Annotated in this window: 13 protein-coding genes; 7 read left to right on the top strand and 6 right to left on the bottom strand. The window is 68.4% G+C overall.

The features are described from left to right. Positions 1-10 precede the first annotated feature (10 nt). The 5 genes from ACEN8G_RS14645 to ACEN8G_RS14625 all read left to right on the top strand — a co-directional run bounded on the left by ACEN8G_RS14645 (position 11) and on the right by ACEN8G_RS14625 (position 4,946). Positions 11-739 (top strand): SDR family NAD(P)-dependent oxidoreductase, encoded by a 729-nt coding sequence (locus ACEN8G_RS14645; protein ID WP_413414608.1) that lies wholly within the window; start codon positions 11-13, stop codon positions 737-739. Next, positions 723-1,640, top strand: coding sequence for a 2-dehydro-3-deoxygalactonokinase (locus ACEN8G_RS14640; RefSeq protein ID WP_413414609.1), 918 nt, complete (start codon positions 723-725; stop codon positions 1,638-1,640). Before ACEN8G_RS14645 ends, ACEN8G_RS14640 begins: the two co-directional genes overlap by 17 nt. Beyond that, positions 1,637-3,076, top strand: coding sequence for a 2-dehydro-3-deoxy-6-phosphogalactonate aldolase (locus ACEN8G_RS14635; RefSeq protein ID WP_413414610.1), 1,440 nt, complete (start codon positions 1,637-1,639; stop codon positions 3,074-3,076). Before ACEN8G_RS14640 ends, ACEN8G_RS14635 begins: the two co-directional genes overlap by 4 nt. A gap of 120 nt (positions 3,077-3,196) precedes the next feature. Beyond that, positions 3,197-4,429, top strand: coding sequence for a BNR-4 repeat-containing protein (locus ACEN8G_RS14630; RefSeq protein WP_413414611.1), 1,233 nt, complete (start codon positions 3,197-3,199; stop codon positions 4,427-4,429). A gap of 166 nt (positions 4,430-4,595) precedes the next feature. Continuing rightward, on the top strand, positions 4,596-4,946 hold the full coding sequence (locus tag ACEN8G_RS14625) for a hypothetical protein (protein WP_413414612.1): 351 nt from the start codon (positions 4,596-4,598) through the stop codon (positions 4,944-4,946). A 3-nt stretch (positions 4,947-4,949) separates the two neighbouring features. Here the strand turns inward: ACEN8G_RS14625 and ACEN8G_RS14620 are convergent, their stop codons facing one another. The 6 genes from ACEN8G_RS14620 to ACEN8G_RS14595 all read right to left on the bottom strand — a co-directional run bounded on the left by ACEN8G_RS14620 (position 4,950) and on the right by ACEN8G_RS14595 (position 24,304). Beyond that, positions 4,950-7,667, bottom strand: a complete 2,718-nt coding sequence (locus tag ACEN8G_RS14620; RefSeq protein ID WP_413414613.1) for a M16 family metallopeptidase — start codon at positions 7,665-7,667, stop codon at positions 4,950-4,952. A 68-nt stretch (positions 7,668-7,735) separates the two neighbouring features. Continuing rightward, on the bottom strand, positions 7,736-11,149 hold the full coding sequence (locus ACEN8G_RS14615; protein WP_413414614.1) for a TonB-dependent receptor: 3,414 nt from the start codon (positions 11,147-11,149) through the stop codon (positions 7,736-7,738). Positions 11,150-11,259: 110 nt separating this feature from the next. After that, positions 11,260-12,207 carry a FecR family protein gene (locus ACEN8G_RS14610; protein ID WP_413414615.1) on the bottom strand — a complete coding sequence of 316 codons (948 nt, stop codon included), beginning with the start codon at positions 12,205-12,207 and terminating at the stop codon, positions 11,260-11,262. Beyond that, positions 12,204-12,662: an RNA polymerase sigma factor gene (locus tag ACEN8G_RS14605; protein ID WP_413740603.1), complete on the bottom strand. Its 459-nt coding sequence runs from the start codon at positions 12,660-12,662 to the stop codon at positions 12,204-12,206. Before ACEN8G_RS14605 ends, ACEN8G_RS14610 begins: the two co-directional genes overlap by 4 nt. Before the next feature lie 186 nt (positions 12,663-12,848). Next, on the bottom strand, positions 12,849-23,720 hold the full coding sequence (locus ACEN8G_RS14600; protein ID WP_413740602.1) for an autotransporter outer membrane beta-barrel domain-containing protein: 10,872 nt from the start codon (positions 23,718-23,720) through the stop codon (positions 12,849-12,851). Between the two features lie 338 nt (positions 23,721-24,058). Beyond that, entirely contained in the window at positions 24,059-24,304 is a 246-nt protein-coding gene (locus ACEN8G_RS14595; protein ID WP_413414618.1) for a hypothetical protein, read from the bottom strand. 190 nt (positions 24,305-24,494) lie between these two features. Here ACEN8G_RS14595 and ACEN8G_RS14590 point away from each other — a divergent pair, with 190 nt between their 5' ends. Continuing rightward, positions 24,495-25,205: a response regulator transcription factor gene (locus ACEN8G_RS14590; RefSeq protein WP_307120040.1), complete on the top strand. Its 711-nt coding sequence runs from the start codon at positions 24,495-24,497 to the stop codon at positions 25,203-25,205. 5 nt (positions 25,206-25,210) lie between these two features. Then, positions 25,211-26,518 (top strand): ATP-binding protein, encoded by a 1,308-nt coding sequence (locus ACEN8G_RS14585; protein WP_413414619.1) that lies wholly within the window; start codon positions 25,211-25,213, stop codon positions 26,516-26,518. The last annotated feature ends 62 nt before the right edge of the window (positions 26,519-26,580 follow it).

Genomic DNA, 26,580 nt, shown 5'->3' with positions numbered 1-26,580 from the left:
GAGATCGACAGTGAGCGAGTTGGAGCTGGGCGGACGCGTGGCACTGGTGACCGGTGCCGCGAGCGGGATCGGTGCGGCGATTGCCGGGCGGTTCCGCGCCGCCGGGGCGCGGGTCGTCGGGCTCGACCTTCAGCCCGCCGCCGACGTGGACGAGGCGCTGGTTGCCGATCTCCGCTCGGATCCGGGCGGAGCCGCGGCAATGGCGGGGCTGGGCGAGATCGACATCCTCGTCCATGCCGCTGCCATCTCGGTCCATGGCGGGGCGATCGACACCGATCCCGCCGCCTGGGCCGACATCTATGACGTGAACGTGATCGGCGCGGTGCGGCTGATGCGCCATGTGGTGCCGGCAATGCAGGCGCGGGGCAGGGGCTCGATCCTGCTGCTCTCCTCGATCAACGCCGGTTTCGCCACGCCGACACTCGCCGCCTATGCGGCGTCCAAGGCGGCGATCGAGAGCCTGACGCGCACCGCCGCGCTTGAGTTCGCGGCCGACGGCATCCGGGTCAACGCGATCGCGCCGGCCTCGGTCGATACGCCGTTGCTGCGCGATTCCTTCGATCGCGCCGAAGACCCGGCGGTCGCACGTGCCGCCAACATCCTGCGCCATCCGCTTGGCCGCCTCGGCATGCCCGGGGACGTCGCCGAGCTGGCGCTTTTCCTCGCCTCGGACCGGTCAAGCTGGATCACCGGGGCCATTCATCCAATTGACGGGGGTGCACGTGTCACACGCCGCTGATGCCGAGATCGTCGGCATCAACTGGGGAAGCTCGAACTTCCGCGCCTGGCGCATCGCCGGCGACGGCAGCGTGCTCGACGAGATCGTTGCGGCCAAGGGCGTCGCGGGGCTGGGCCGCGAGGGCATGGCCGAGGCGATGGCTGCGCTCGCTGCGCGCTGGCCCGGTCATGGCCCGATCTACGCCGCGGGCATGATCGGCTCGAACATCGGCTGGGCCGAGGCGCCCTATGCCATCGCGCCGGCCGGCATGACCGGTCTCGCCTGCGCGGCGATCCCCGTCGAGATCGGCGGCAGCCCGATGCGGATCGTCCCCGGCATCGCCTGCCGCCGTGCCTTCGACGACGCGCCGGACATCCTGCGCGGCGAGGAGACCGAGCTGCTCGGGCTGATGGAGCTGGCGCCGGGGGACGGCGTCGCAGCGCTGCCCGGCACACATACCAAATGGGTCCGCCGTGAAGGCGGGCGTATCGGCGAGTTCCTCACCGCCATGTCGGGCGAGATCTTCGACCGGCTGACCGGCCAGGGCCTGCTCGCCTCGATCGTCGAGGGCGAGGCGGCTGATGGGCCGGCCTTCCGCGAGGGCGTGACGCGGGGCAGGGCCGGCGGGCTCGGCCTGTCGAGCGTGCTCTTCGGTGCCCGTGCCCGGGTGATCCGCGGCGAGCTCGCCCGCGCTGATTCTGCGTCCTACATCCGCGGGCTGCTGATCGGCTCGGAGATCGCCGATGCGCTCGCTGCTTTCCCGGAGATGGGCGAGGGCGTGGTGCCGCTGATCGGCAACGGCCCGCTCTCGCGCCTCTACGCCGCTGCGCTCGGCTCGATCGGGATCGGGACCGAGCTGGTCGAATCCCGCCGGGCCTGCCTGCTCGGTTTCCGCGCGATCCACCGGGCCACGGTCGGATGAGCGACGGCGCGGCCGCCCGGCTCGACGCGGCGCTGGCCGAATTGCCGGTCGTCGCGATCCTGCGCGGACTGCGCACCGAGGAAGCGGTGGCGGTGGTCGGCGCGCTCTACGATGCCGGCATCCGCGTGGCGGAAGTGCCGCTCAACTCGCCCGATCCGTTCGAGACGATTGCCCTGCTCTGCCGCGCATTCGGCGACAGGATGGCGATTGGGGCGGGAACGGTCACCGAAGTCGACCAGGTCCGCCGGCTCAAGGCGTGCGAAGCGTCGCTTTGCGTGTCGCCGAACGCCGATTCCGCAATAATCGCGGAGGCAATCCGTATCGGGGTGGTTCCCGTCCCAGGCTGTGCGACCCCGACCGAGGCCTTTTCCGCGCTGGCCGCCGGCGCGCGCCACCTCAAATTCTTCCCCGCTGCCGGCCATGAATCCGACATCGCCGCGCTGCGCACCGTGCTACCTAACTATCTGAAGATACTGGCAGTTGGCGGCGTGGGTCCCGCCAATATCCCGGCACTGCGCGAGGCGGGCTGCGCCGGCTTCGGCATCGGCTCGGACCTCTACAGGCCCGGCCGCTCCGCCGAGGAAGTCGGCACCCGCGCGAAGGTGCTCGTCCACGCAATCCGCCACGCCCCACGCCCCCGGCTTCTCGCCAATCCGGGCGCGATCATCGGAGAATCGCCGGTAATACAAAGGGATACGGTCAGCTGGACTGATCCCGTCCGCCGCCGAGTCTATCGCTTCGCCGAGGGTCAGGTGGCTGAACGGGAGACCGAGCAGCCCGTCTTCGGTCTCGTCCCGCTGCCCGACGGCCGCATCGCCGGCACCCTCGAAAGCGCCTTCTGCACCCTCGACGGGATCACCGGCCCCACCGCAGAGATCGGCCCCGGCTGCCGCTTCAGCGACCTGACCGTCGATCCCAGGGGCGGCCTGTGGGGAGGGGTGATGCACAAGGCGATCCTCGCCGGCCGCGGCGCGATCTTCCACGCCGCCAGCTCCGAAGCCGAGCCCCGCCGCGTGGCCGAGGGGCTCGGCGTGCCCAACGGCATGGCCTTCTCGGACGACGGCCGCACGCTGTTCGTCATCGACACGCTCTCGCGCACCCTGATCGCCTATCCGGCCGATATCGAAGCGGGCACGCTCGGCGAGCCGGTGATCGTCAGCGACTTCATGAACGTCCCCGGCAAGCCCGACGGCATGGCCCGCGCGCCCGATGGCCGCTTCTTCGTCGCAATGTGGGGCGGCGGCTGTATCGCCGAACTCGCTCCCGACGGCGCCTTGCTGCGCAGCATCCCGGTGCCCGCGCCGCATCTCAGCAGCGCCGCGCTGGCCGGCGACACGCTCTACGTCACGAGCTCGCGCATGCGGCTTTCGCCTGCCCAGCTCGAGGCTTTCCCCGCCAGTGGCGGGCTGTTCGCGATTGACCTGACGGGCGGCTGATCCGCCCGACGCACCCGGTTCAAGGAGACGCGTACCGAGTAACCAAAACAAAGATCAGGAGAGAATGCCATGCGCTTGCGCTTGATTGCCCGCACAGCGTTGCTGTGCCCGCTTGCCCTTTTGACTCCCGTCCTCTCGCACGCCCAGGTGGCCGTGGAGATGGTCCCGGCCGAGACCGATTCCTCCAACGCCGCGGCCTGGTGGCGGCCGATGGTGGTTAAGGGCAACACCACCTATGTCGCGTTCAACGCGCCCGGCGATGCCGCCGGCACCCACAAGATCAAGATCGGCGTCAAAGTGGGGAGCGGCGCCTGGACGATCGACTATCTCAAGGACGAGAACGGCAATGTCTGGAGCCATGCCGACGATGTCGGGCACGACCAGCCGACGATCGCGGTCGACGGCGACGGCTATATCCATGTCTGGACCGACCATCATGTCGACGACTGGCGCTATTTCCGCTCGAGCGCGCCGAATGATCCGACGGGCATGCTGCGCCGTATCGGCGACATGCCGGGCACCGTCGGCGCGACTTATCCGATCGCCGAGGACGCGCCCAATGGCGACATCTACCTGATCATCCGCAACCACTACAGCAACGCCGGGCAGGGCGAGCTCTATCGCTGGGACAATGCCGCCAACAGCTGGTCGAAGATCGGCATCTTCGCGCGCGAGAACACCAACTATGTCTATCCGGACGACCTGAAGATCGACGATGCCGGCAATGTCCATATCGCCTTCGAATGGGCCTATGGTACGCCCCGCTCGCTGCGCCACTACGGCTCCTACCTGAAGTATGACGTCGCCGCCGGCGTGTTCCGCACTGCCAACGGCGTCGCGCTTAGCGCCCCTGCTACCCGCACCACGCCCAATGTTCTGTTCCAGGGGCTGGGGACCGGCGAGGTGTGGAACAACTCGAACGACGGTGTCGGCATCCAGGCTGCGGGCCTGACGGTCGACCAATATGCCCGGCCGAGCATCGCCTATCGCTATCGCACCGCCGGCGGCGCCAACGCCTATAATTTCGACGTCTATCGGGTGCGCTGGAACGGTGCCTGGGTCGACCGGGTGAAGATCTACACCGCGAACAACAACGTCCCCGCCGCGGTGGAGACCACGCATAACGGCACGCGTGCGCGGGTCTATTTCACCGTATCGGGCAGCGGCCTGATGGCGGCGGAGAGTCCAAGCTGGGCGGTCCGCCAGGTCGCGCCGGCGCAGAGCGGCGTGACTCGCATCTCGGGCATCCTCAAATCGACAACCGAGGACGTGATCTACGCCGCGGCACCGAGCGAGATCGATGCCAATCGCGGCCGTCTCTATGTGGTTAGCATCGGCAACACGCTGCCCTGACGAGAACGGGCGCTCCGGCAGAAATAGGCCGGGGCGCCCCGATTTCCGGAGATCGCGCATGACATGCAAGCGCCTGTTGTGGTTCGTGCCGCCGCTGGGGGCCGCGGTACTGCTGGCCTTCCTGTTCCGTACCGCCGACACGCCGCCCGCGAGCGGGGAGGTGGTGGTGGCCGCAACACCCGAAGCCCTAGCCCCCGTGCCGGAGCCGATGCTTGCCCCACCCGAGCTGACCCGCGTCGTGGTGGAAGGCCCGCGCTCCACCGGGCGGTTCCGCCTCGCCGATGGCAGCGAGCGCACGATCGGATTGCACGCCCTCCTGCAACCCGGCTGGACGCTGACTGCGCTGGACTCGGGATCGGCGACCTTCGCCACGCCCGGCGGCACCCGCGAAGTCCGACTTGCCGCAGCCCCGGCGGCCCCCGCCAGGCCACCGGCGAGGACTGTCCTGGTCCCCGACACCCCCGCCACCACCGGGGACGGTGAAGCAGTCGCCCGCTGCACCGATCCCGAGTGCTGACGCCTAGCGCAGCTTGCGGCCCTCCGCGTCCCAGATCTCGACCGTGCCGAGGTTGAGCGCGCGGACCTTCGTCTCGATCTTCGACAGGTCACCCACGACGACCCAGGTCATCGCATCCGGATGGAGCAGCTGGGCGGTGCGCGTGACGGTGTCGGTGCGCAGCGCCGCATATTGCTCGGGCAGGGTCGTGATCCAGTCGTACGGGCGGCCGAGCCGGTTCACATATTGGAGATAGCCGACCATCGCGTTGTTGGTCTCGAAACGGCCGGGCAGGGAGAGCACTTCACCCTTGCTCAGCAGGTCGAGCTCCGCCTGGGTTGCCGGCCTGGCGCCGCGGATGCCGCGGATCTCCTTGTCGATCTCGCTCAGCGCCTCGGCCGTCTTGTCGGTCTGGATGCCGGTCGCCACGCCGAAGGCCTGGGGTCCGCGTGCCTCGGCGACATAGGAATTGGCGCCATAGGTCCAGCCCTTGCCCTCGCGCAGGTTCATGTTGAGCCGCGCGGTGAAGCCGCCGCCCAGCACGTCGTTCATCGCCCCGATCTCGAAATTGCGCGGATCGGTGCCGTCGGGCAGGATCTCGCCGACCCGGATCACCGACTGGATCGCGCCGGGCTTGTCGATCAGCACGACGCGCGAAGCAGTTGCGGACGGGACGGGATCGATATGCTTGCTGCCCTTGGCCCGTGCCGGGGCCTTCCAGCTGCCGAAGCCCTTTTCGAGCGCGGCGGTGAGCGTGGCGAGATCGGTGCCGCCCGCCGCGTAGATCACGGCGTTGTCGGGGCGAATCCAGCTGTCGTGGAACGCCACCAGGTCCTCGCGGCTGATCGACTTGATCGTCTCCGCCCGGCCGGCGAGCGGCAGGCCGTAAGCGTGGTCCGGGCCATAGACCATGCTGGTGAAGGTCCGCTGCGCGATCTCGTCCGGATTGACCAGCGCTTGGGAGAGGCCCGAGAGATGTTGCTGGCGGTCGCGCTCCAGGTCGGCGGGCCGGAAGCCGGGATTGCGGATGTAATCGGCCCATAGCGCCACGGTGTCGGGCAGCGACCTGGTCATCGCCGAGGCCATGAAATCGGTCGTGTCGACATCGCTATAGCTGTAGATGCGCGCGCCGAGCAGCGCCTGGCGCTCCGCGAACTGCTGGCCGGTGAGCGTTACCGTGCCTTCGTCCATCAGGCCGAGCGTGAACCCGCCGACGCCATGCTTCGCGCCCTTTTCCGCCGCCTGGCCGGCATCGAAGACCATCGTCATGTCGACGGTCGCGGTCCCCGACCGCTCGGCGAACAGGACGCGGATGCCGTTGGAGAGCTTCGCCTCCTGCACCTGGGGCAGCTTGAGTGCGGGGGAGGGGCCGAGCGGCGGCAGCTTGGTCCGGTCGGCGCCGTCCGCCACGACCTTGTGGCTGCCGAAGGGCAGCACGGTGAGCTTGTAGCTGGGCTTGCCCAGCCAGGTGCTGGCGACGGTACGGACCTCGGGCGCGGTGAGCGCCTGGAAGCGCTTGTCGTCCACCGCATACTGGCCGGGATTGTCGGCGAACATCGCGCCGCTCGCCAGCGCCATCGCCTTGACGTAGATCGATTCCATCGCGCGGGCATTGTCCGCCGATCCGCTCGCCTTGACCCGGGCGAGCTCCGCCGGGGCCGGCCCCTTGGCGAGGAACTGGTCGATCACCTGCTTCACAGCCGCCTCGGCCACGGCGCGATCGACGCCGGGCTTCAGCCGCACATCGACCGAGAAGACGCCGGCGACCGCATAGCCGGCATATTGCGCCGAGGCATAGGTCGCGAGCTGCTTCTCCTGTACCAGCACCTGGTGGAGCCGTGAGGTCTTGCCGCGGCCAAGCGCCTGGGCGGCGAGCTGCAGCGCCTGGGCTTCGGGCGAGCGATTGCCCGGCACCGCCCAATTCCAGGCGATGGCGAGCTGCGGCACGTCGTCCTGCATCACTTCGCTCTTGTCGCGCTCGAGCGCGGGCACCCATTCGGTGGTGCGGCTGACCGGCGATCCGGCGGGCACGCTGCCGAAATACTTGGCCATCAGCGTCTTGGCCTGCTCCAGCGTCACGTCGCCGGAGAGCGAGACTACGGCGTTGCTGGCGCCATAATATTGGCCGAACCAGCCCTTCACATCGTCGAGCGAGGCGGCGTTCAGGTCCTCCATCGAGCCGATCGTCGGATGGTGATAGGGATGGCCGAGCGGGAACAGCGCCGCCGCCTCGCGCTGGTCCATCAGCGCATAGGGGGTGTTCTCGCGAGTGCGCTTCTCGTTCTGGACGACCTTGCGCTGCTCATCGAGCTTGGCCTGGCTGATCGCGCCCGAGAGATAGCCCATGCGGTCGGACTCGAGCCACAGCACGCGCTCCAGCCCGCCGGTGGGGACGATCTCGTAATAATAGGTCTGGTCGAGTGAGGTGGCGCCGTTGACGCCGGATACGCCGATCTCCTGGAGCGGCGGCATATACTCCTTGTCGTGATGCTCGGAGCCGTTGAACATCAGATGCTCGAACAGATGGGCGAAGCCCGACTTGCCGGCGGGCTCGTTCATCGAGCCGACGTGATACCAGACCGCAACCGCGACCTTGGGCGTCTTGTGGTCCTCATGGACGACGACGCGCAGGCCGTTGGGCAGCGTGAACTGCTGATAGGGAACGAGCTCCTGCGCGCTGGCGGGAAGCGCCGCGGCAATGGCGAACGTCGCCGCGGCAAGGAGCAACCTTGTGGCCTTCATGGGGATATCCTCGAGCAGAAGAGAGCCGGCTCCCCGCGCACGAGGGAGCCGGCAGGAGCGTGCAGTCGTCAGAAGATCGCGGCGGCGCCGATCTTGAACTTGCGGCCGCCCAGATAGGTGGCGCGGGTATAGGTGCCGTAGATCAGCTGCTGGACATCGGGAGTCTCGGTGCCCTTGAGCAGGTCCGAACCTTCGATGTAGATTCGGTACTTCCGGCCCTTGTCGATGTAATATTCGCCGCGCAGGTCGAGCGTCCGGACGCCCTGATTGTAGACCGACAGGCCGCGCGGGTAGAAATTGTCCAGCGACTTCGACTGGAAGCTATAGGCCAGCGTGCCGTCGAAGCCGTATTTCTGATAGGTCAGCGCGACGGTGCCCGAATGCTTGGGCTGCTGGTTGAACGGCAGGCCGCCGAATTCATAGACTGCGTCCTGGCCGGCCGGCGCATAGGCCCAGCTGTAGCGCTGATAGCGGCTGCTCTTGGTGTAGGTATAGTTGGCGATGATGCCGAGGCCGGCCAGTGCGCCGGGGAGGAATTCGAACTGCCGTTCGAAGCGGCCTTCCACGCCCCAGATAGTGGCGGCGTGGGGGCTGTTGATCGGCGATCCGCCGGTGATGAAGTAATTCTCCGGATGCGCCGGATCGAAATAGGGCGCGCCCTGGAAATAGGGGTGATTGGGCAGCGTGACATTGGCCAGGTTGGCCGGGCCATCGGTCCGGTTGGACTGGAGCAGGTTGTCGATCCGCTTGTAGAAGCCGCCCAGCTTGATGATGCCGATCTTGTGATAATATTCGGCGCTCAGGTCGAAGTTGTGCGTGGTCGCCTGCTTCAGGTTAGGATTGCCCGAATCGATCTGCAGTCGCGGCTGTATGCCATTGGGCCCCGGGATCGGCAGGTTGATGAAGGCGATCCGGGTCTGCGACGAGAGTTCGCCGATCTGCGGCCGTGCGACCGACAGGAAATAGCCGCCGCGGAAGATCAGATTGTCGCTCTGGCGGAAGTTGAACAGCACGCGCGGCAGGAAATCCTCGGACTTGGCCGTTTCCGTCACCAGCTTGCTGAACGCGTTCTGAAACGGAACGTCGGCGCCGATGATGCCGCTGTTCAGCAACGGGCCGACATAGGTCGGGAACACCAGGTTGCTGGCGCGCAGGTCGGTGCGATTGTAGCGCACGCCGCCGATCACCTCGAGCTTGCCGAACTGCAGCCGGCTCTGGACATAGGCGGCGTAATTGTCCTCGCGCGTGCCCTGCTTGTCCTGGCCGATCGCCGGGGCGATGGGCGCAAGGGTGAACTGCGGATATTTGGCGAGATAATCGCGCATGTTGTTGAAGAAGCCGATCGCCGTGCCTTCGCTCATCGCCGTGAAGTTGGCGCCGGTGACGCCCACCCGGGTCAGGTCGGTAGGCGAGAAGGGCAGGCCAAGGTCCTTGATCGACGCGCTGCCGCCGAACTGGGTGCGCAGCAGGTTGCTGCTGAACTCGGTGCGCTCGTAGCGGGCGCCTACCTGGACATATTTCAGGAAGCCCCAGTCCATGTCCCAGCGCAGGCTGACATCGCCGGTATAGCGATTGTTGCTGCCGGTGGTGGTGTCGATCCCCCCGGTCCCCACGGTGATGGTGTAGCGTGACGGATCGTTGATCAGCGCCCAGCCGGCGCTGCTCAGCAGCGGGATCGGGATGTCGCGGCCGCTGCGCCGGCCGAACGGCGTGACGATATAGCCGAGCTTGGCATCGGTGGCGCCGGGCTGGAACAGTGCCGCGGTCGCATCGCTGTCCGGCATGCGCAGGTCGAGCGTGGTGTTGCGCTCGTGGTTCTCGCTGCCATGGGCATAGCCGGCGAGATAATTGAAGGTCAGCTTGCCCGCCGTGCTCTTGCCCGAGAAGCTGTAGGTGTCGGTGATCGTCTTGGCGTTCGGGTCATAGCTGTACTGCTGCTCGCGCTGGATCGCGGCATTGCCGGGCGCGAGGCTCAGATTCAGCGCGGAGACGGCGTCGCCGCCGGGCACGTCGGAATATTTGCTGAGCCCGCCGAAGATGTCGGTTATCGAATAATAGGTGCGGTCGCTCTCGGCGTGCTGGAAGTCGAACTTCAGGTTGGTGTGGTTGCCGATGTTCCATTCGGCCGAGACCGTCGCCGCCAGCGTGGTCTGCTTCACGTGATTGAAGCTCGCGAAGAGCTGGGTGACATAGGCGCCGTCGTCGCCCGGCACGTAGGGAAAGCTGGTGTGCGGATCCACCGCGTCGGGCGAGGTCAGCGTCGGCGTGCCGTTGGCGGCGTTGGGCAGGAGCGCGCCGAACTTGGTCACCGTGTTGTACGAGATGTTGCGCACCGAGTTGCGGCGATACTGGACCGAGGCGCTCAGGCCGAAATTGTCCTGCGCGCCGAAACGCCCGGCGACGGTGCCGGAGACCAGAAAGTCCTTGCTGAAGTCCTTGCCGCTCAGTCCGCCTTCAACCTGGAGGCTGGCATAGCGATGCGGCCGGTTGAGCGGTGACAGCGTCTCGATTTCGATCAGGCCGCCGGTGCCGGCGCTGTCCTGGCTGGGGAGCAGGCTCTTGCTGATCGTGATCTTGCCGACCGAATCCGCGAGCAGGTTGCTGAGGTCGGCCGACCGGCCGGTGCCGTTGCCGACGGGCAGCTGCAGGCCGTTGAGCTTGACGTTGTTCATGTCCGGATCGAGGCCGCGGACGATCACGTTGGTGCCGTCGCCGGTCACGCTGTCGCGCTGGAACGAGACGCCGGCGGTGCGGCGCAGCGCATCGGAAAAGGTGGTGCCGGTGAAATTGCCGAGGTCGTCGGCGGAGACGACTTCGGTGTTGTTCTCGGCCGAGCGCTGCAGGTTGAGCGCATTGGCGCGGGCGCTGCGCGTGCCATAGACGACGATCGGCACGCCTTCCTCAGCGCCCTCGTTCAGCGCGAGGTCGACGGTCGATGCGTTTCCCGATCCGACCGCCACCAACTGGGTGCGGGTCTCGAAGCCGAGAAAGGAGATCTCCACTGTGTACTGGCCGGGCGCGATGCTCGGAAAGTTGAAGTCGCCATTGTCGTCGGCGGTGGTGGTTTGGCCGGTCTCGACGATGCGGACCAAGGCGCCGGCCAGGGCGCGTCCACCCTCGTCGCGGGTCAGGTGCCCGGAGATCGACCCTTTGTCGCCGCTGGTGCGGCTCTGCACGGCGGGTGCGACGACGATGTACGATCCGCCCTGGGTGACGTTGAGCGACAGGCCCGAGCCCTGGAGCAGCGCCTGGAAGGCGTCACGTGCGGTGAATTCCCCGTGCAGCGCCGGCGCGGCGCGGCCGCGCAGCGACGGGCCGTCGAAGATGATGTTGGTCGAGGTACGCGTGGCGACCGAGCGGAGCGCGGCTTCGAGCGGCTGTGCCGCCATGTCGAAGCTGTAGCGCGTCTGCGCCTGGGCGGCCGGGACGACGAAGACGCAGCTGCTGGCTGCGAGCATGGCAAGCGTGAGTTTGGACGGCATTGCTTTCCCCCCGGGAGCGCGACCCCTTCGCTTGCTCCCTCATGGGTCTAGACGATGCTGCGTTGCGAAACCGACATGGCAAAGAAACAAAAATGTCACTGCATGCGAAATCAGCGCACGATGTGCATAGTCTGGCCATTCTGCTCGACCCGCAGCCCGTGGAGCGCGGCGACGGCGCGGGCGAATTCCGCTGTGTCGTTGGTGGCGAACACGCCGGAGACGCGCAGCCCGGCAAGGCGGGGATCGTCGACGACGAGGCGCGGCCCGCCATAGCGGTTGAGCTCGGTCACCGCGTCTCCCAGCGGCGTGTCTGCGAACATCGCCTGGCCGCGGCGCCAGGCGGTGGCGGCGTCGGCGGTCTGCGCGTCGATCCGCGCCGGGCCTTCCACCGGTGCGCGCAGCCGGTCGCCGGGGTTGAGATAGGTGGGGGGCAGCTTGACCGGCGCGGGCCGGATGTCGGTCACCGCCACCTTGCCCTGGAGCAGGGTGACGATCACTTCGCCGCGGTCCCGCCGCACCACGAAGCTGGTGCCGACCGCGCGGATCTGCTTGTCGCCGGCGCGCACGATAAACGGGCGGGCGCTGTTGTGCGCGACCTCGAACATCGCCTCGCCGCGGTCCAGCTCGACGAGCCGCTGGGCGGGATCGTAGCGCACCTCGACGCTGCTGTCGGTATTGAGCGCGATGCGGCTGCCGTCCTCAAGCGTCGCGACCTTCTGCTCGCCCATGGTGGTGGAGTAAGCCGAGGGCTCGGACAGCCAGAAGAAGGAACCGATCCCGATCGCGAGCAGCAGCGAGGCGGCAAGGGCCAACTCGCGGATGGGCAGATGCCGCCGCGCGGGCAGGGGCCGAGGCGCGGGCCGTTCGTCGAGCAGCGCCGCGGCGCCGGGCAGGTCGGCCCAGATGTCGGTAGCCTGCTCGAACGCCTTCTGGTTCGCGGGGTCGGCGCGCAGCCAGTCCTTGAACGCCGCTTCGCGCGCGGCGGTGCGCGCATCGCCCTGAAGGCGGGCGAGCCAGGCGGCGGCTTCGGCCGAGGCACGGGGAGGGGACTGGCTCACCAGCCGTCCATCCATTGCATCAGCTGGAGCGTCGCACGCGCCACCTGCTTCTCCACCGCCGCCACACTCATCCCCTCGTCCGCCGCGATCTCGGCGTAGCTGCTTCCCTCGAGCCGCCGCCGCAGCAATATGCGGCGGGTTCGTTCCGGCAGTGTTTCCAGACCCGCCTTGGCATGCTCGAGCCGCTTTTGCTGCTCCATGATCTGCGCCGGGTTCGGTGTCGAGTCGGCAATGTTGGCGAGGTCGCTGACATCGGCGAAGGGCGCGCGCGCGTCGCGCCTCCGGCGGTCGATCGAGAGGTTGACCGCGGCCGTCACCAGCAGCGCCTCGCGTGAGCGGGCGGTCTGGTCGCGCTCGTAGCGCTCGATCCTTAGAAACGCCTCCTGCACCAGCTCGTCCGCATCCTGTTCGGCGATGCCACGCCGCACGACCGCGCGCTTTGCCTTGGCGAGCATGTTCGCAAGGTCCCGCACGGGCTTCCCGGCTAGCTAGACGTGTGAGAGGTGGAAACCCGACAAGGAGATCGGGCCAGATTGGGAGAATCCATCATTTTGCAATTTGTGGACCGGCGCCGCGCCGATGCCAAGTCCCGAACGCAAGCGGCGGCCGGCCACCCGGGGAGGGCGACCGGCCGTGCCGGATCAGAAGGCGAGGCGCAGGCCGCCGGTGCCCTTCAGGCTGTAGCTCTTGCCGAAGTCGCGCAGCGCGGTGTCCGCCGAGACCTGGCTGTACAGCGTCACCCTGCCGAGCTGCACGCTGCCGCCCAGCCCGAGCTCGCCCCATAGCCGTTCGTTGCTGCGCGCGATCGGCGTGCCGGAGACCTGGGTGACCGTGCCGTCCAGCCACTCATAGCTGAGGTTCGCCACGGCATAGAGATGGCTGCCGGCATCCTGGCGATCGAGCGAGATGCCCCAGCGCGTCTTCAGGCTGTCGCCGAGGCGCGAGGAGACTTCCGCCCCGTTCGGATCGGTGAAGCGATCGAAGCCGACGGTCGAATAGGCCATCTGGATCTGCGGCGTCACCGACAGCTTGCTCGAGAGCGGCGAACGCTTGCCGACCTCGACGCTATAGGCCTGGCCGGTGCCGTCATTGCCGTCGGCCAGCTTGCCGAGCACGCTCGACTTCAGCTTGCTGTCGAACCAGGTGAACTGCGCCCGGCTGTCGACATAGAAGCCCTGCCCGAACCAGCTGAGCGTCGCGCCCGCGCCATAGCCGCGCGTCCTGATGCTGCCATTGCCGAAGGGCGAGGCGATGCTCGCCCGCGCCTCGCCATAGCTGCCCAGCACGCCGACCACGAGCGTCGAGCCGTCGCTACGGGTGCTGACGGCCTGGTCGACGCCGAGTTCGACCTTCCAGCTGTCGACATTCACGTCGGACAGGCTGGTCGACTGGACGGCGTTGGGACGCGAGCGGGCGCTCTCCATCCGGCCCCAGATGCCCGAGATACCGTCGCTGCCCGAGGACCAGCGGCGATTGCCGACGCGCTCCTGCATCGTGCCGATCGCATTGAGCGTGGCCAGCGTCTGGCCATAGGCCTCATAGACCGGCACGCCCGGCTGGTAGAGCGGGGTGGCCGGCGGCGCGACCGGGCTGAGCAGGGCGGAGCGGAGATACCAGTCGCCATCGGTCGGGTTGGCGACGCCGTTCTTGTAAAGCCGGTAGCCATAGGCGCCGGCGATAAGCGCCGGGGCGCCTTCGAAGACATAGTCGCCTTCGAGCGTGAACACGCCGTTCGAGGCGCCCGCCACATCGACGATCTTGATGCCTTCCACGGTCGGCGCGCCGGTGCCGCCCAAGTTGGTCACCTTGACCAGCGTGGTGCCTGCCGTCGAACCGCCCACCACCAGCCGGTCGGAACGCGCACCGTCGCCGCCCAGCTCCGCCTCGATCTCCAGCGTACCGTTGGCGCCGGTATAGCTGCCGGTGAGGGTGAGCGTGCCGACCCCGGAGAGGCCGGGCGCGATCGTGCCGGAATTGGTGACATTGCCCACCGAGCCGGTGCCCTCGAGGAGGCCCGCCGTATCGACATTGACCGAGCCGCCCAGCACGCCGGTCACCGCCAGCGTGCCTGCCGCGATCCGGGCCACACCGGCATAGCCGGCGCTGGCACCGCTCAGCACCAGCGTGCCGGTGCCGGCCTTGGTGAGGTTGCCCGTGCCCGAAAGCACGCCGCCCAGCGTGAAGCTCGTGCCGGTTGCGGTCGAGAGGGTGCCCGCGCCCTGCAGGACCAGGTTCCGCGTGCTGGACAGCGTCGCGGTGGTGGTGAGGGTGCCCCCGTCGAGCGTGAGCCCGCCCGAAGCCGCACCCAGATTGGCGTCGCTCGCGATCTGCACCGTGCCGCCGGTAACCAGCGTGCCGCCGGTGTAGCTGTTGGTGCCGCCGAGGATCAGCGTGCCCGCATCGGTCTTGACCAGCTGGCTCGCACCGGTGAGCGCTGCGTTGATCGTCGCGGTATAGCCCGCGCCCGCGATGCTGCCGTCGCCGACCCGGATCACCGCCTGCGCGCCGGCAAGCGCGATCGACCCGCCGGTGACGGTGTAGCCGCCGACAGCGAACTGCATGCCCGAAGCGGCGACCTGGCCGGGACCGTTGTCGACCGTGACCGTGCCTGCCGTACCGCCGAACACTGCGAAGGCGCCGTCGCTATAGGCGGCGTTGATCGCCCCCGAGGCGTCGGACCAGTTGTCGTTGCCGGTGCCGTTCTGCCAGATGCCGGTGCCGCCGTTGATCGTGCCATTGTTCTTCGGGCCGGCGGCCCCGTCCCAGAAGTTCAGCGTGAGGCCGGCGAAGTTGACCAGGTTGACCTGGCCGGCGACCGAGGTCTGCACGGCCACGTTGCTTCCCGCCGGCAGCGCCCCGAGGGTCAGGCCATTGTCGGTGAGCGTGCCGCCATAGTTGAACACGCGGTAGATGCCGGCGCTGAAGGCGCCCCCGGCCGGTACCGACACGTTGATCGTGCCGTCCAGCACCAGGTTGCCGCCGACATTGACCAGGTCGTTGAGCGCGCCGCCGGCGACGTTCGCCGAGCCGAATTCATAGGCGAGCGTCGCACCCTGGGCGATCGACAGATTTCCGCCGATCGTCAGCGTGCCGGCGCCGCCGGCGCCCGGCGACAGCGTGCCGTTCAGCGTCACATTGCCGCCGATCGTGCCGGTGCCGCCAAGGGTCGCGCCCGCCGCGACGGTGGTGACGCCGGTGGCCGCGGCGAAGTTGCCGTTCACCAGCAGCGTGCCCTGGGCGACCTGGGTGCCGCCGGTGAAGCTGCCGGTGCCGCCGAGCGCCAGCGTGCCGGTGCCGGTCTTGGCGAGGTTGCCCGCGCCGGTGATCGCGCCGCTCAGGGTCAGCGTCGTCCCCGCATCGGTCGAGAACACGCCCTGGCCGTCGAGCGTGACGGCGCGTGCCGACCCGATGTCGGCGGTGGTGTTGAGCGTGCCGCCATTGAAGCTGAGGCCGCCCGCAGCGGCACCCAGATTGGCGTCGCTGGCGATCTGGACCACGCCGCCGTTGATCGCCGTGCCGCCGGTATAGCTGTTGGTGCCCGAAAGGATGAGGCGACCGATATCGGTCTTCACCAACTGGGTCGTGCCCGTGATCGCCGACTGGATGTCGGCGATATAGCCGGCGCCCGCGGCGCTGCCGTCACCGACGCGGATAACGGATTGCGGCCCCGTGAGCGTCAGCGCGCCGCCCTGGAGGACATAGGTGCCGTTGGCCGCGAACTGCAGGCCCGCAGCGGTCACCTGGCCCTGGCTGTTGTCGATCGTCACCGTCCCGGCCGAACCGGCGAAGATCGCGATGGCGCCATTGTCGAACGCCGAATTCACCGCGCCGCTGACGTCGGTCCAGTTGTCGGTGCCCGTCGCCTGCCACACGCCATTGCCGCCGGCGATCGCGCCGTCGAACTTCGGACCCGTGTTTCCGTCCCAGAAGTTGAGCACGGCCGAGCCGGTGTTGACCAGATTGACCTGGCCCGCGATCGAAGTCTGCACGGTCAGCTCGGCACCCGCCGGCATCGTGCCGATGGCGAGGCCGTTATTGGTGAGCGTGCCGCCATAATTGGCGATCCGGTACAGGCCGATGTCGAACGTGCCACCGGCCGAGACCGAGACGTTGATCGTGCCGTCGAGCACCAGGTTGCCGCCGACATTGACCAGGTCGTTGAGCGGGCTGCCGACCGAATTGGCCGCGCCGAACTCATAGGCGAGGGTCGAGCCAGCCGACAGGGTCAGCCCACCATTGATGGTGAGCGTGCCCGGGCTGTTGCCCGGCGACAGCGTGCCGCCATTCGCGATCAGCACGTCGCCACCGAGGATGCCCGATCCGCCCAGCGTCGCGCCGTTGCCGACGGTGGTGAGGCCGGTCGCCGCCGACTGGTCGCCATTGACCAGCAGCGTGCCGCCCGTGACGCTGGTCGTGCCGGTATAGCTGTTGGCGCCGGTCAGGGTGAAGCTGCCCGTGCCGGACTTCACCAGCCCGCCGCTGCCGGCGATCGTGCCGGTGAAGCTGGTGCTGTCGGCGGTGCCGAAGCTTAGCGTCTTGCCGCCCAGCGCGACCGCGCCGGCGCCCGACAAGTCTCCGATCGTGGTGCCGGAGCCGGCCAGGCCGCTGATGTCGAATACCGTGCCCGCATTCACCGTCACCGCGCCACCCGCATAGAGCGCACCATTGCCGACCAGCGCCAGCGTGCCGCCACTCACGGTGGTGCCGCCGGTGTAGCTCTGGGCCTCGAGGAAGCGCACCGCACCGCTCGGCGCCTGGATCACCACGCTGCCGCCGGTACCGCCGCCGATGCCACCATCGGCGATGCTGCCCGACCAGTCGGAGAAGGAGAGGGTGGCGCCCAGCGTCAGCACCTTCGAGCCGAGCGCGATCGTGCCCGCCGCGCCGCTGTTCAGCTGGATCACCCGTGCGCCGGCATTGGTCTGCGAGATGTCGAACACCGTACCCGCGCCGACGATCAGATTACCCGCGCCGATCGTGCCGTTGCCCGCCAGCGCGAGGGTGCCGGCGGCGATCAGGGTGCGGTTCGAATAGCTGTTGGCGCCGCTCAGAGTCAGCGTGCCGGTGCCGAGCTTGTCGAGGAAGTTCCCCGGCATGTTGCCCGCGCCGTTGCCGATCACGCCGCTGAGCGTGACGTCGAAGCCCTGGGTGTCGATGCGGTTCGAGGTGGCGCTGCCGAGCGTGATCGCACGGCTGGAGCTGAACGAGGCACCTGCCTGGAGCGTGCCGCCCTGGAGCGCCAGCACGCCGGCCGCGTTGCCGAGGTTGGCGTCGCTTGAGATCTGCAGGATGCTCGCGCCGGTGACGGTGGTGCCGCCGACATAGCTATTCGCCCCGCCCAGGATCAGCGTGCCGCCGCCCGCCTGGGTCAGCGTGCCGCTGCCCGAAATCGCGCCGCCCAGCGTCAGCGTGCCGGTGCGGTTCACCACCAGCGCGGCGTTGTTCACCACGTCGCCGATGATGCTGCCGCCATTGCCGATCTGGAGCGTGCCGCCCTCGATCCGCGTGCCGCCGGTATAGGCATTGGCGCCGGTCAGCACGAGCGTGCCGAGGTCGGTCTTCACCAGCTGGCTCGCGCCGGTCAGCGCGCTCGCGATGGTCGCGGTATAGCCTGCGCCTGCCGCGGTGCCGTCGCCGACGCGGATCACCGCCTGCGTACCGGTCAGCGTCACCGCGTCGCCGGTGATCGCATAGCCGTTGGTGGCGAACTGCATGCCCGACACGGTGACCGCACCCAGGCTGTTGTCGACCGTCACCGTGCCCGCAGCACCGGTGAAGATCGCGATCGCGCCGTCCGAGAAGCCTGCGTTGAGCGCGCCGCTCAGGTCGGTCCAATTGTCGTTGCCGGTGTGCGCCTGCCAGATGCCGGTGCCGCCGGCGATTGCGCCGTCGAACTTCGGTCCGGCGGCGCCGTCCCAGAAGTTCAGCGTCAGCCCGCCGATATTGACCAGGTTGACCTGCCCGGCGACCGAGGTCTGGACGAAGGCTTCCGCCCCCGCCGGCTGGGTGCCCACCACCAGCCCGTTGTTGGTGAGTGCGCCGGCATAGTTGAGCAGCCGGTAGATGCCGACATCGAAGCTGCCGCCCGCCGAGGTGGTCACGTCGACCGTGCCGTCGAGCGTGAGGTTGCCGCCGACATCGACCAGGTCGTTTAGCGGCCCGCCCACCGTATAGGCCTGGCCCAGTTCGAAGCCGAGATGCGAGCCAGCGCCGAGCGTCAGATTGCCGTTGATCGTCAGCGTGCCGACGCCGTTCGAGCCCGCCGCCAGCGTGCCGCCGGCGCTCATGTCGACATTGCCGCCGATGATGCCGGTGCCGCCGAGTGTGCCCGCCGCACCTATGGTGGTGAGCCCGGTCGCCGCCGACTGGTCGCCGTTGATCAGCAGCGTGCCGCCGGTGACGTTGGTGGCACCGCTATAGCTGTTCGCGGCGCTCAGGATCGTCGTGCCGGCGGTCTGGTTGAGGCTGCCCGTGCCGCTGATCAGCGCAGCGAAGGCATAGGCCGGGTTCGTATGGTTGAAGTTGATCCGCGAGGTCGCGCTGCCCAGGTTCAGCGCGGGCAGGGTGAACAGGCCGGCGGCTGCTGCCGCCGCGCCCTCGGCGCCACCGATGTTGAGCACGCCGGTCGCCCCGGCATTGTCGGCCAGGGTGAAGGTGCCGCCCACTGCGATGCTGCCGCCATCGGCCAAAGTGAGCACGCCGGTGCCTCCACCGGTGCCGATGGTCAGGTCGCCGCTCGTCGTGAAGACTGACGCCGGCCCCGAGACCAGCAGCGCGGCCGGCCGCGTGGTCGCCGATCCGATCACCGCCGAGGCGAAGCTCGCGCCGCCGCCATTAAGGAGCGAGAAGCTGCCATTGGTCATCGCCAGCGTGCCGGTGCTGGTCCAGTTCGAGCCTGCGCCGGTGATCGTCAGGGTGGGGGCGGTGACGTTGCCGACCGCGGCACCCATCTGGTTAGCGCCGGTCGAACGCAGCGTGCCGCCGCCGCTGATCGTGACGTTCGCGATCGACGTCCCAGCGGTGCTGGCGATGGCGAGCGGGCCGAGCAGGTCGGCCAGCGAGCCCGCGCCGGTCACGTTCAGGTTCGCCGCGGCGAGGGGCGCCGTGGGGCCGGAGCGGAGCGCCAGCCCGCTCGCCGTGGTTCGCAGCACGCCGCCATTCTCGACATTGATCGTCGCTGCCGCGCCGCTCGTGCCCGATGCGGTGATGAACCCGGTCGTGAAGGTCGATCCGATGCCGGAGACGGTCAGGGTGCCGCCATTGCTCAAGCTGGTCTGATTCGCCGCGGTGACCGTGTTGCCGCTGGCGATGCGAAGCTCACCCTGCTGGATCTGCGCCGAACCGGCCCAATTGCTGTTGCCGGTCAGGTTGAGCTGCCCGGCGCCCGCCTTGCTGAAACTGCCCGAGCCGCTGATCGAGCCGGCAAAGGTGGAGGCATCCGAGCGGTCGAAGCGGATATTGGCGTTGTTGACGATGTTGCCCGCGATCGTGCCGCTGGTGCCGCCATTGCCGATCAGCAGCGTGCCGATGCCGGTGATCGTGGTGCCGCCGCTGTGCGTGGCATCGCCGGTCAGCGTCACGGTGTTGCTGGTGTTGATCGTGAGCGCGCCGGCGCCGCCGATGTCGCCGCCCAGCACCCAGTCCGAGCCCGCGGTGGTGGTGACGGTGGCCGCGCCCGCCAGCACCATGTCGCGGTTCGAGGTCATGTCGCCGGTGATCCGCAGCGTGCCGTTGTTGAAGCTCAGCCCGCCCGCGGCGTCGCCCAGATTGGCGTCGCTCGCCACCTGCAGCACGCCGCCGTTGATCGCGGTGCCGCCGGTGTAGCTGTTGGTGCCGGTCAGCACGAGCGTGCCGAGATCGGTCTTCACCAGCTGGCCCGATCCGCCCAGCGCGCTGGCGATCGTCGCGCTGTAGCCGGCGCCCGCCGCGGTGCCGTCGCCCACGCGGATGATCGACTGCGGCGCGCTCAGCCCGATCGTGCCGCCGGTGATCACATAGCCGCTGCGCGCGAACTGCATGCCCGAGGCGTTGATCGCGCCCAGGCTGTTGTCGACCGTCACCGTGCCGGCCGCGCCCATGAAGATCGCGAAATTGCCGTCGGTGTAGGGGCTGTTGATCGAGCCGTCGAACAGCGTCCAGTTGTCGTTGCCCGTCGCTGCCTGCCAGGTACCGGTGCCGCCCGTGATCGTGCCGTCGCCGCGCCCGCCGTTGCCGTCCCAGAAATTGAGCGCCGCGCCGGCATAGTTGACCAGGTTGACCTGCCCGCCCACCGCGGTCTGGACCTGGACGATGCTCCCCGGCGTCGTGCCGAGCGCCAGGCCCTGGTCGTCCAGGGTCCCGCCATAGCTGAGCACCCTGTAGACACCGACGCCGAACTCGCCGCCCGGCGTGACGGTCACGTTGATCGTCCCGTCGAGCCGCAGGTCGCCGCCCACTTCGATCAGGTCGTTCATCGGGCCGCCGACCACGTCCGACTGGCCGAACTCATAGTCGAGCAGCGAATTGGTACCGAGCGTGAGATTGCCCGCGATGGTGAGCGTGCCCGGGCTGTTGCCCGGCGCGATGGTGCCGTCGGCGACGATCACGCTGCCGCCGATCGTGCCGGCGCCGCCCAGCCTGCCGCCGTTCAGCACATTGACCACGCTTGCAGCATTGCCCAGCGTGCCGTTCACCCGCAGCGTGCCGCCCGTGACGTTCGCCACGCCCGCGAAGGCGCTGCTGGTGCCGGTCAGGTTGGTGGTGCCCGCCACCTGGTTGATCGCCCCCGCGCCCGAGATCGCGGCGGCGAACAGATAGTCGCTGTCGGTATGGTTGAAGTTGAGGCGCGAGGTGCCGCTGCCCAGCGTGACCGTCGGCGCGGTGAACGCGCCCGTCGCGGCATCGGCCTGCCCCTCGGCACCGCCGATGCTGAGGATGCCGGTCGCGGTGCCGGCATCGGCCAGGACCAGCGATCCGGCAAGGTTCACCGCGCCGCCATTGCTGAGCACGAGCTCGCCGGTGCCCGCGCCGCTGCCGATCACCAGGTCGCCGCCGGTGGTGGCGAAGCGCGAGTCGGCGCCCGAGACGGACAGCACCGCCTTGAACGCTGGCGAGACGGTGCCGAAGATGGCGCTGGCGAAGCTCGCCGCGCCGCCCTGCTGCACGGTGAAATTGCCATTGGTCGCCAGCAGCGTGCTGGTGCTCGTCCAGTTGGAGCCGGCGCCGGTGATGGTCACGTCGAGCAGGCGGGTGGTGCCGTTCTGGGTATTGCCCGCCGCCGCGCCGATCGTGCTGGCGGCCGCGGTGCGGATCGCGCCGCCACCGCTGATCGTGAAGGCGCCGCCGGTATTGGCCGCGCCGGCGAGGGTCAGCCCGCCGGTCATGTCGAACAGCGAGCCCGCGCCGTCGATGTTGAGCCGCGCCGTGCCGAGCAGGGTGCGCAGCGAAAGGCCGCCCGCCGTCAGCCTGAGCAGGCCGCCATTGGTGACGTTGACGACCATCACCCGGCCGGTGCTTCCTGCCACGTTCATCGAGGCGGTAGTGAAGGCGGAGCCCGTGCCGTCGATGGTGAGCGTGGCGTTGTTCGACGTAATCGCCGTCGCGCCGCCGGAAGTCATCGTGCTGCCGGCGTTGACGAGAAGCTGGCCGGCCGAAACGGCCGTCGCGCCGCCATAGGCGATGTCGGCCCCGCCGGTTACGAGAAGCCCGCCGGTGCCGCTGACGGTGGTCGTCCCGCCATAATTGCTGTCCGCCGTCAGGGTCAGCAGGCCAGTGCCGGCGGCGTTGAGGCTGCCGGTGCCGGTGATCAGCCCGGCATAGCCATAGGTGGTGGAATTGCCGAAGATCAGCGTGCCGTTGTCCAGCACATCGCCCAGGATCGAGCCGTTGACCCGCAGCGTGCCGGCCGTGATCACCGTGCCGCCGGCATAGCTGTTGTCGCCGCTCAGGATGAGCGTACCTGTCCCCGACTTGGTCAGTGCACCGCCACCGAGCAGCGGCTGGGCTAGGGTCAGCGAGGTGCCGGTGACCTCGATCTCGGCGCCGCTCGCCGCCCAGTTGATCGAACGGGCGATGTTGCCGTTGCCGCTCCACTGGAACTTGCCGCCGGTGATCGTGAACGCGCCCGACCCGAGCGCTTGCTCGGTGCCGATCGAAAGCGTGCCGGAGGCGAGCGTCGTGCCCAGGCTATGATTGTTCGTCGTCAGGACAGTCGTGCCCAGCCCGTTCTGCAGGACCGATATGGCGCCGTTGAGGCTCCCGACCGACAGGGTGCTGTCCTGCCGGAAGATCAGCGCGGCATTGTCGCTGCCGCCGTTGATCATAGCCGGGATGGCGCCGGCAGCGGTGTTCCTGTCGAACAGCAGCGTGCCCTGCTGGAGGTTCCAGGGGCTCGTCGGCATGCCGGCGACATCACCCGTCAGGGTCCAAATGCTGGTGCCGGTCTTCAGGATGCGATTGAAGCCCCGATACTGCGCCGTCAGCCCGACCAGCGACATGTCGAAGCTGGTATCGGTATCGCCGCCAAACTGCAGCGTCTGGGCAAAGGTGGCACCGGCATTGGCGATCACCTGGCCGGTGATGCTGTACCCCGCCCGCAGCTCGACCACGGTGAGCTGCGACGTGCTCGCGTCGATCGCGACCGTGCCGCCGGCGCCGGCCCGGATGATGCCGTCGTTGACGATGCTGAGGTTCGGGCCGCTCTTGATCGCCATCGCGCCATTGCCGCCTTCGATCAGGCCGTGATTGACGATCGGCACGGAGATCGTCTTGACCTCGATGGCGACGCCGCCCAGCGCGCCGCCGGTGCCGTCGCCGCCCCGGACGACGCCCGTCGCATTGTTGGTGAAGGTCTGCGCGGCGCTGGGGCTGACGCCGATGAACGCGCCGGTGCCGCCGGTCACGCCCAGGCCGGTACCGCCCTGGATCGTGCCGTTGTTGATCACCGTGGCGGTGCGGGTGACCTGCATGCCATTGCCACCATGGGTGGACGCCGGCCCGCCGGAGCTTCCTCCGGTGATCGTGCCGTTGTTGGTCAGGGTTCCGTCCTGAAGATCTACCCCCAATCCCGTGTTGCTCGCGCCGGTGCCATCGCCGCCGGTGATGGTCGCGTTGTTGGTGACCGTCGTCGTCGCGATGCCGGTCATGGTCAGGCCGGCCTGCCCGTTGCCGCCCGCCACATCGTTGCTGCCCGTGATCGTGCCGGCCAGCGTCACGATACCCTGCGGGGTGACGCCGTTGGTCGCAAAGCCGGCGGTGTTGATGATCAGCGTCTTGGTGCTGGTCGGCAGCGCGGCGACGATGGCGATGTTGCCGGTCAGTGTGATCGTCGAGGTCGCATCGCCGTCCGCATTCGCGTCGAGGATCGCCTGGCGCAGCTCCGCCTCGGTGCTCACCGTATAGTCATGCGCCCAGGCGGCCGAGGGGAGGGCGAGCGCCAGTGCCAGCGCGGCGCCGCCCGCGCCAGCCCGCAGCTTGCGGCGGCGGCCAGCGGCGGCATGGTCGATCTCGTGGCCCGGCTTCGCGTTCGTGATCATGATAAGCTTACTCCCCGACGGCATGCGGACGTGACGAAACACCCCACCGAACGGCAGAGTGCGCAGGAATCTGACGAACCTATCGATGGTACGAAGTCGGATTGCGGCCCCTGGATACCGCCCCCTTGCACTCCTCGTGACTCAGGCGAAACGTTCGGGTCTCGCGGTGCAGCAGGGCGCGTTAACGATTCGTTACCGGGGCGTATCCAAAAGCATTTCCGCTACGTTTCCCGTGGTTTTTGGGCGGTATCTCATAGATTTGCGGCCGCCGGAAAATGCAACAAAGCCCCCGGCCCGCGGGCCAGGGGCTTTGCAATTGGTGTGTAGGAAGGGTGGGTTCAGCGACCGGTCGAGGGCGTAGCCTGGACGGCGCATTTCGCGCGCACGGGCAGCGCGGTCTTGCCGGCCTGGTGATGGCTCTGCACCGGCTGGCATGCCGGGCGGTCGCGCAGGCGCCAATGGGCGCCGGGCGTCTTGCCCGACGGCGCCCAGACGAGCTGGTGGGTCTCGTGCAGCGACTGGGCTTGGACGGCGGGGGCGGCGAGCAGGCAGGCGGCGGCTGCGATCGGGAGGATGAACTTCATGGGGAATCTCCTTTTGCAGCCCGAAATAAAGCGCGCGTCCGATCGGCGCTTTGCGCGGCTGTAAGGAAGCTTTTCCCGTGCGTTACGAAGCGCTGCTCTCGTGTGACAAAGCATTGCCCGACAGGGGCTCTCTTGAGCAGAAAGGGCAGGAGCCCTAAGTGCCAGCCATGAATGCATGCGAGACCATGAAATGACCGCGCCCGTCATCGTTCTGGTCGAGGACGACCCCGCGCTCCGCACCCTCACCGCCCGCGCCCTTCAGGAAAACGGCTATTCGGTCCGCCTGGCCTCGACTGCGCCCGAGATGTGGGTGGCGTTCGACAATGGTCCGGTCGACCTCGTCCTGCTCGACATCATGCTGCCCGGCACCAGCGGCATCGACCTTTGCCGCGAGGTGCGGCGCAAGAGCGACGTGCCGATCATCTTCATCAGCGCGCGCGGCAACGAGCATGATCGCGTGCTCGGCCTCGAGCTGGGCGCCGACGATTATCTCGCCAAGCCGTTCAGCACCCGGGAGCTGATCGCCCGGATCCGCGCGGTGCTCCGCCGCGGCGGGCTCGAGCGGATGGCGGGCGGCGACCGCGAGACCCAGGCGCATTTCGACGGCTGGACGGTCAATTTTCCCCGCCGCGAAGTGAAGTCGCCGAGCGGCGCGGTGGTCGAACTGACCGGCGCTGAGTTCGACCTGCTCGCCGCCTTTCTCGGCCAGCCCCAGCGGGTGATCGCCCGCGAGCGCCTCGTCGAGCTGTCCCGCGTCCGCCTCGGCGACAGCTCGGACCGCAGCGTCGACGTGCTGGTCAGCCGGTTGCGGCGCAAGATCTCCGCCGCCGGGCACGAGCCGCCGATCGGCACGGTGCGCGGCATCGGCTATATCTTCCGGGCGGAGGTAACCCGCTCCTGAGCCTGTTGCCGCGCCATCCATTGGGGCTGCTCGGCAGGATCCTGCTCATCCTGCTGCTCACCGTCGCGATCGAGTTCGGGGCGAGCACCTTCCTGTACGAGCGTGCCTCGCGCTACTCGATCGAGGAAAGCGACGCGCACCGGCTCGCCGAGCATCTGGTGATCGCCGAGAAGCTGCTCTCCGAACGCCCGCCCGCCGCCCGGGCCGAGGCGGCGCAGGAGCTGACCACCGACCGCTATATCGTCCGCTGGTCGCCCTCCATCCCCCAGCGTCCCGCCTTTCCGCCGCGCCAGAAGCGGATGGAGGCGCAGGTGACCAATTGGGAGAAGGCACTGAAGGAAGCGCATCTCCAGCTCCGCCTGGCGCCTAGCGCGCACGGCCAGGTCGTCGCCGGCGAGATGCGCATGCCCGATGGCAGCTGGATCGTGTTCAAGACGCGTGAGGCGGTGCAGGTCTGGCAGTTCGCGATCGAGCGCACCTTTGTCGCGCTCGTGCCGGCGCTGCTGCTGCTCACGCTCGGCGCGCTGCTGATCCGCAGCACGCTGTTGCCACTGCGCAAGCTGATCCATGCGATCGGCCATGTCGGCTCGGGCAAGCGCGTGACGGTGGAGGAAGAGGGGACCGCCGAGATCCGCGGGCTGATCCACGCCTTCAACGGCATGCAGCGCCGCATCCACGAGCTGATCGAGAACCGTACCCAGGCACTTGCCGCGGTGGGGCATGATCTGCGCACCCCGCTCGCGCGGCTCCAGCTGCGGCTCGAGGATGTGCGCGACGAGGAGAGCCGCCGCGCGATGCTCGACGATATCGGCGAGATGGACGACATGATCGCCTCGCTGCTCACCTTCCTCAAGGGGGAGGACGATCCCGAGCCGGCGGTGGCGGTGGACATCGCGGTGATGGCGGCGACTCTGGTCGAGGACGCGACCGATCGCGGGCGCGATGCGGCCTATACGGGGCCGCCCCATCTCGAATGGGTGGTGCGTCCCTCGATGCTCCGCCGGGCGCTGAGCAACCTGATCGAAAACGCGCTGCATTACGGCAAATCAGTGCAGGTCCATGTGGCGCAGGAGGAAGGCGAGCTGGTGCTCTGCGTGGCCGATGACGGCCCCGGCATTCCGCCCGGGAAGATCGAGGAGGCGCTGCAGCCTTTCGTCCGCCTCGACGTCGAACGGGGCCGCAATACCAAGGGCATGGGGCTTGGCCTTGCCATCGTTCAACAGGCCGTCGCGCTGGAGAAGGGGCGGCTCAGCCTCACCAATGCAAGCCCCCCGAACACGGGACTCATCGCGGAAATCCGTCTGCCCGGCTGACGGCAACACTTCCTCACAGTAGCGCTGCGCTGCGGCAAGATTGACCCATTAGGTTGCACTCC

Source organism: Sphingomonas sp. Sphisp66 (assembly GCF_047324325.1).
Lineage (GTDB): Bacteria > Pseudomonadota > Alphaproteobacteria > Sphingomonadales > Sphingomonadaceae > Sphingomonas.
The sequence above is the reverse complement of the archived record's forward strand: the minus strand, read 5'-3'. Positions and strand labels throughout refer to the sequence as shown.

Bases quoted from the DNA above. Each gene is read 5' to 3' on its own strand.
- ACEN8G_RS14600 (WP_413740602.1), bottom strand. From the start codon at position 23,720: ATGATCACGAACGCGAAGCCGGGCCACGAGATCGACCATGCCGCCGCT.
- ACEN8G_RS14635 (WP_413414610.1), top strand. From the start codon at position 1,637: ATGAGCGACGGCGCGGCCGCCCGGCTCGACGCGGCGCTGGCCGAATTG.
- ACEN8G_RS14590 (WP_307120040.1), top strand. From the start codon at position 24,495: ATGACCGCGCCCGTCATCGTTCTGGTCGAGGACGACCCCGCGCTCCGC.
- ACEN8G_RS14615 (WP_413414614.1), bottom strand. From the start codon at position 11,149: ATGCCGTCCAAACTCACGCTTGCCATGCTCGCAGCCAGCAGCTGCGTC.
- ACEN8G_RS14605 (WP_413740603.1), bottom strand. From the start codon at position 12,662: ATGCTCGCCAAGGCAAAGCGCGCGGTCGTGCGGCGTGGCATCGCCGAA.
- ACEN8G_RS14595 (WP_413414618.1), bottom strand. From the start codon at position 24,304: ATGAAGTTCATCCTCCCGATCGCAGCCGCCGCCTGCCTGCTCGCCGCC.
- ACEN8G_RS14620 (WP_413414613.1), bottom strand. From the start codon at position 7,667: ATGAAGGCCACAAGGTTGCTCCTTGCCGCGGCGACGTTCGCCATTGCC.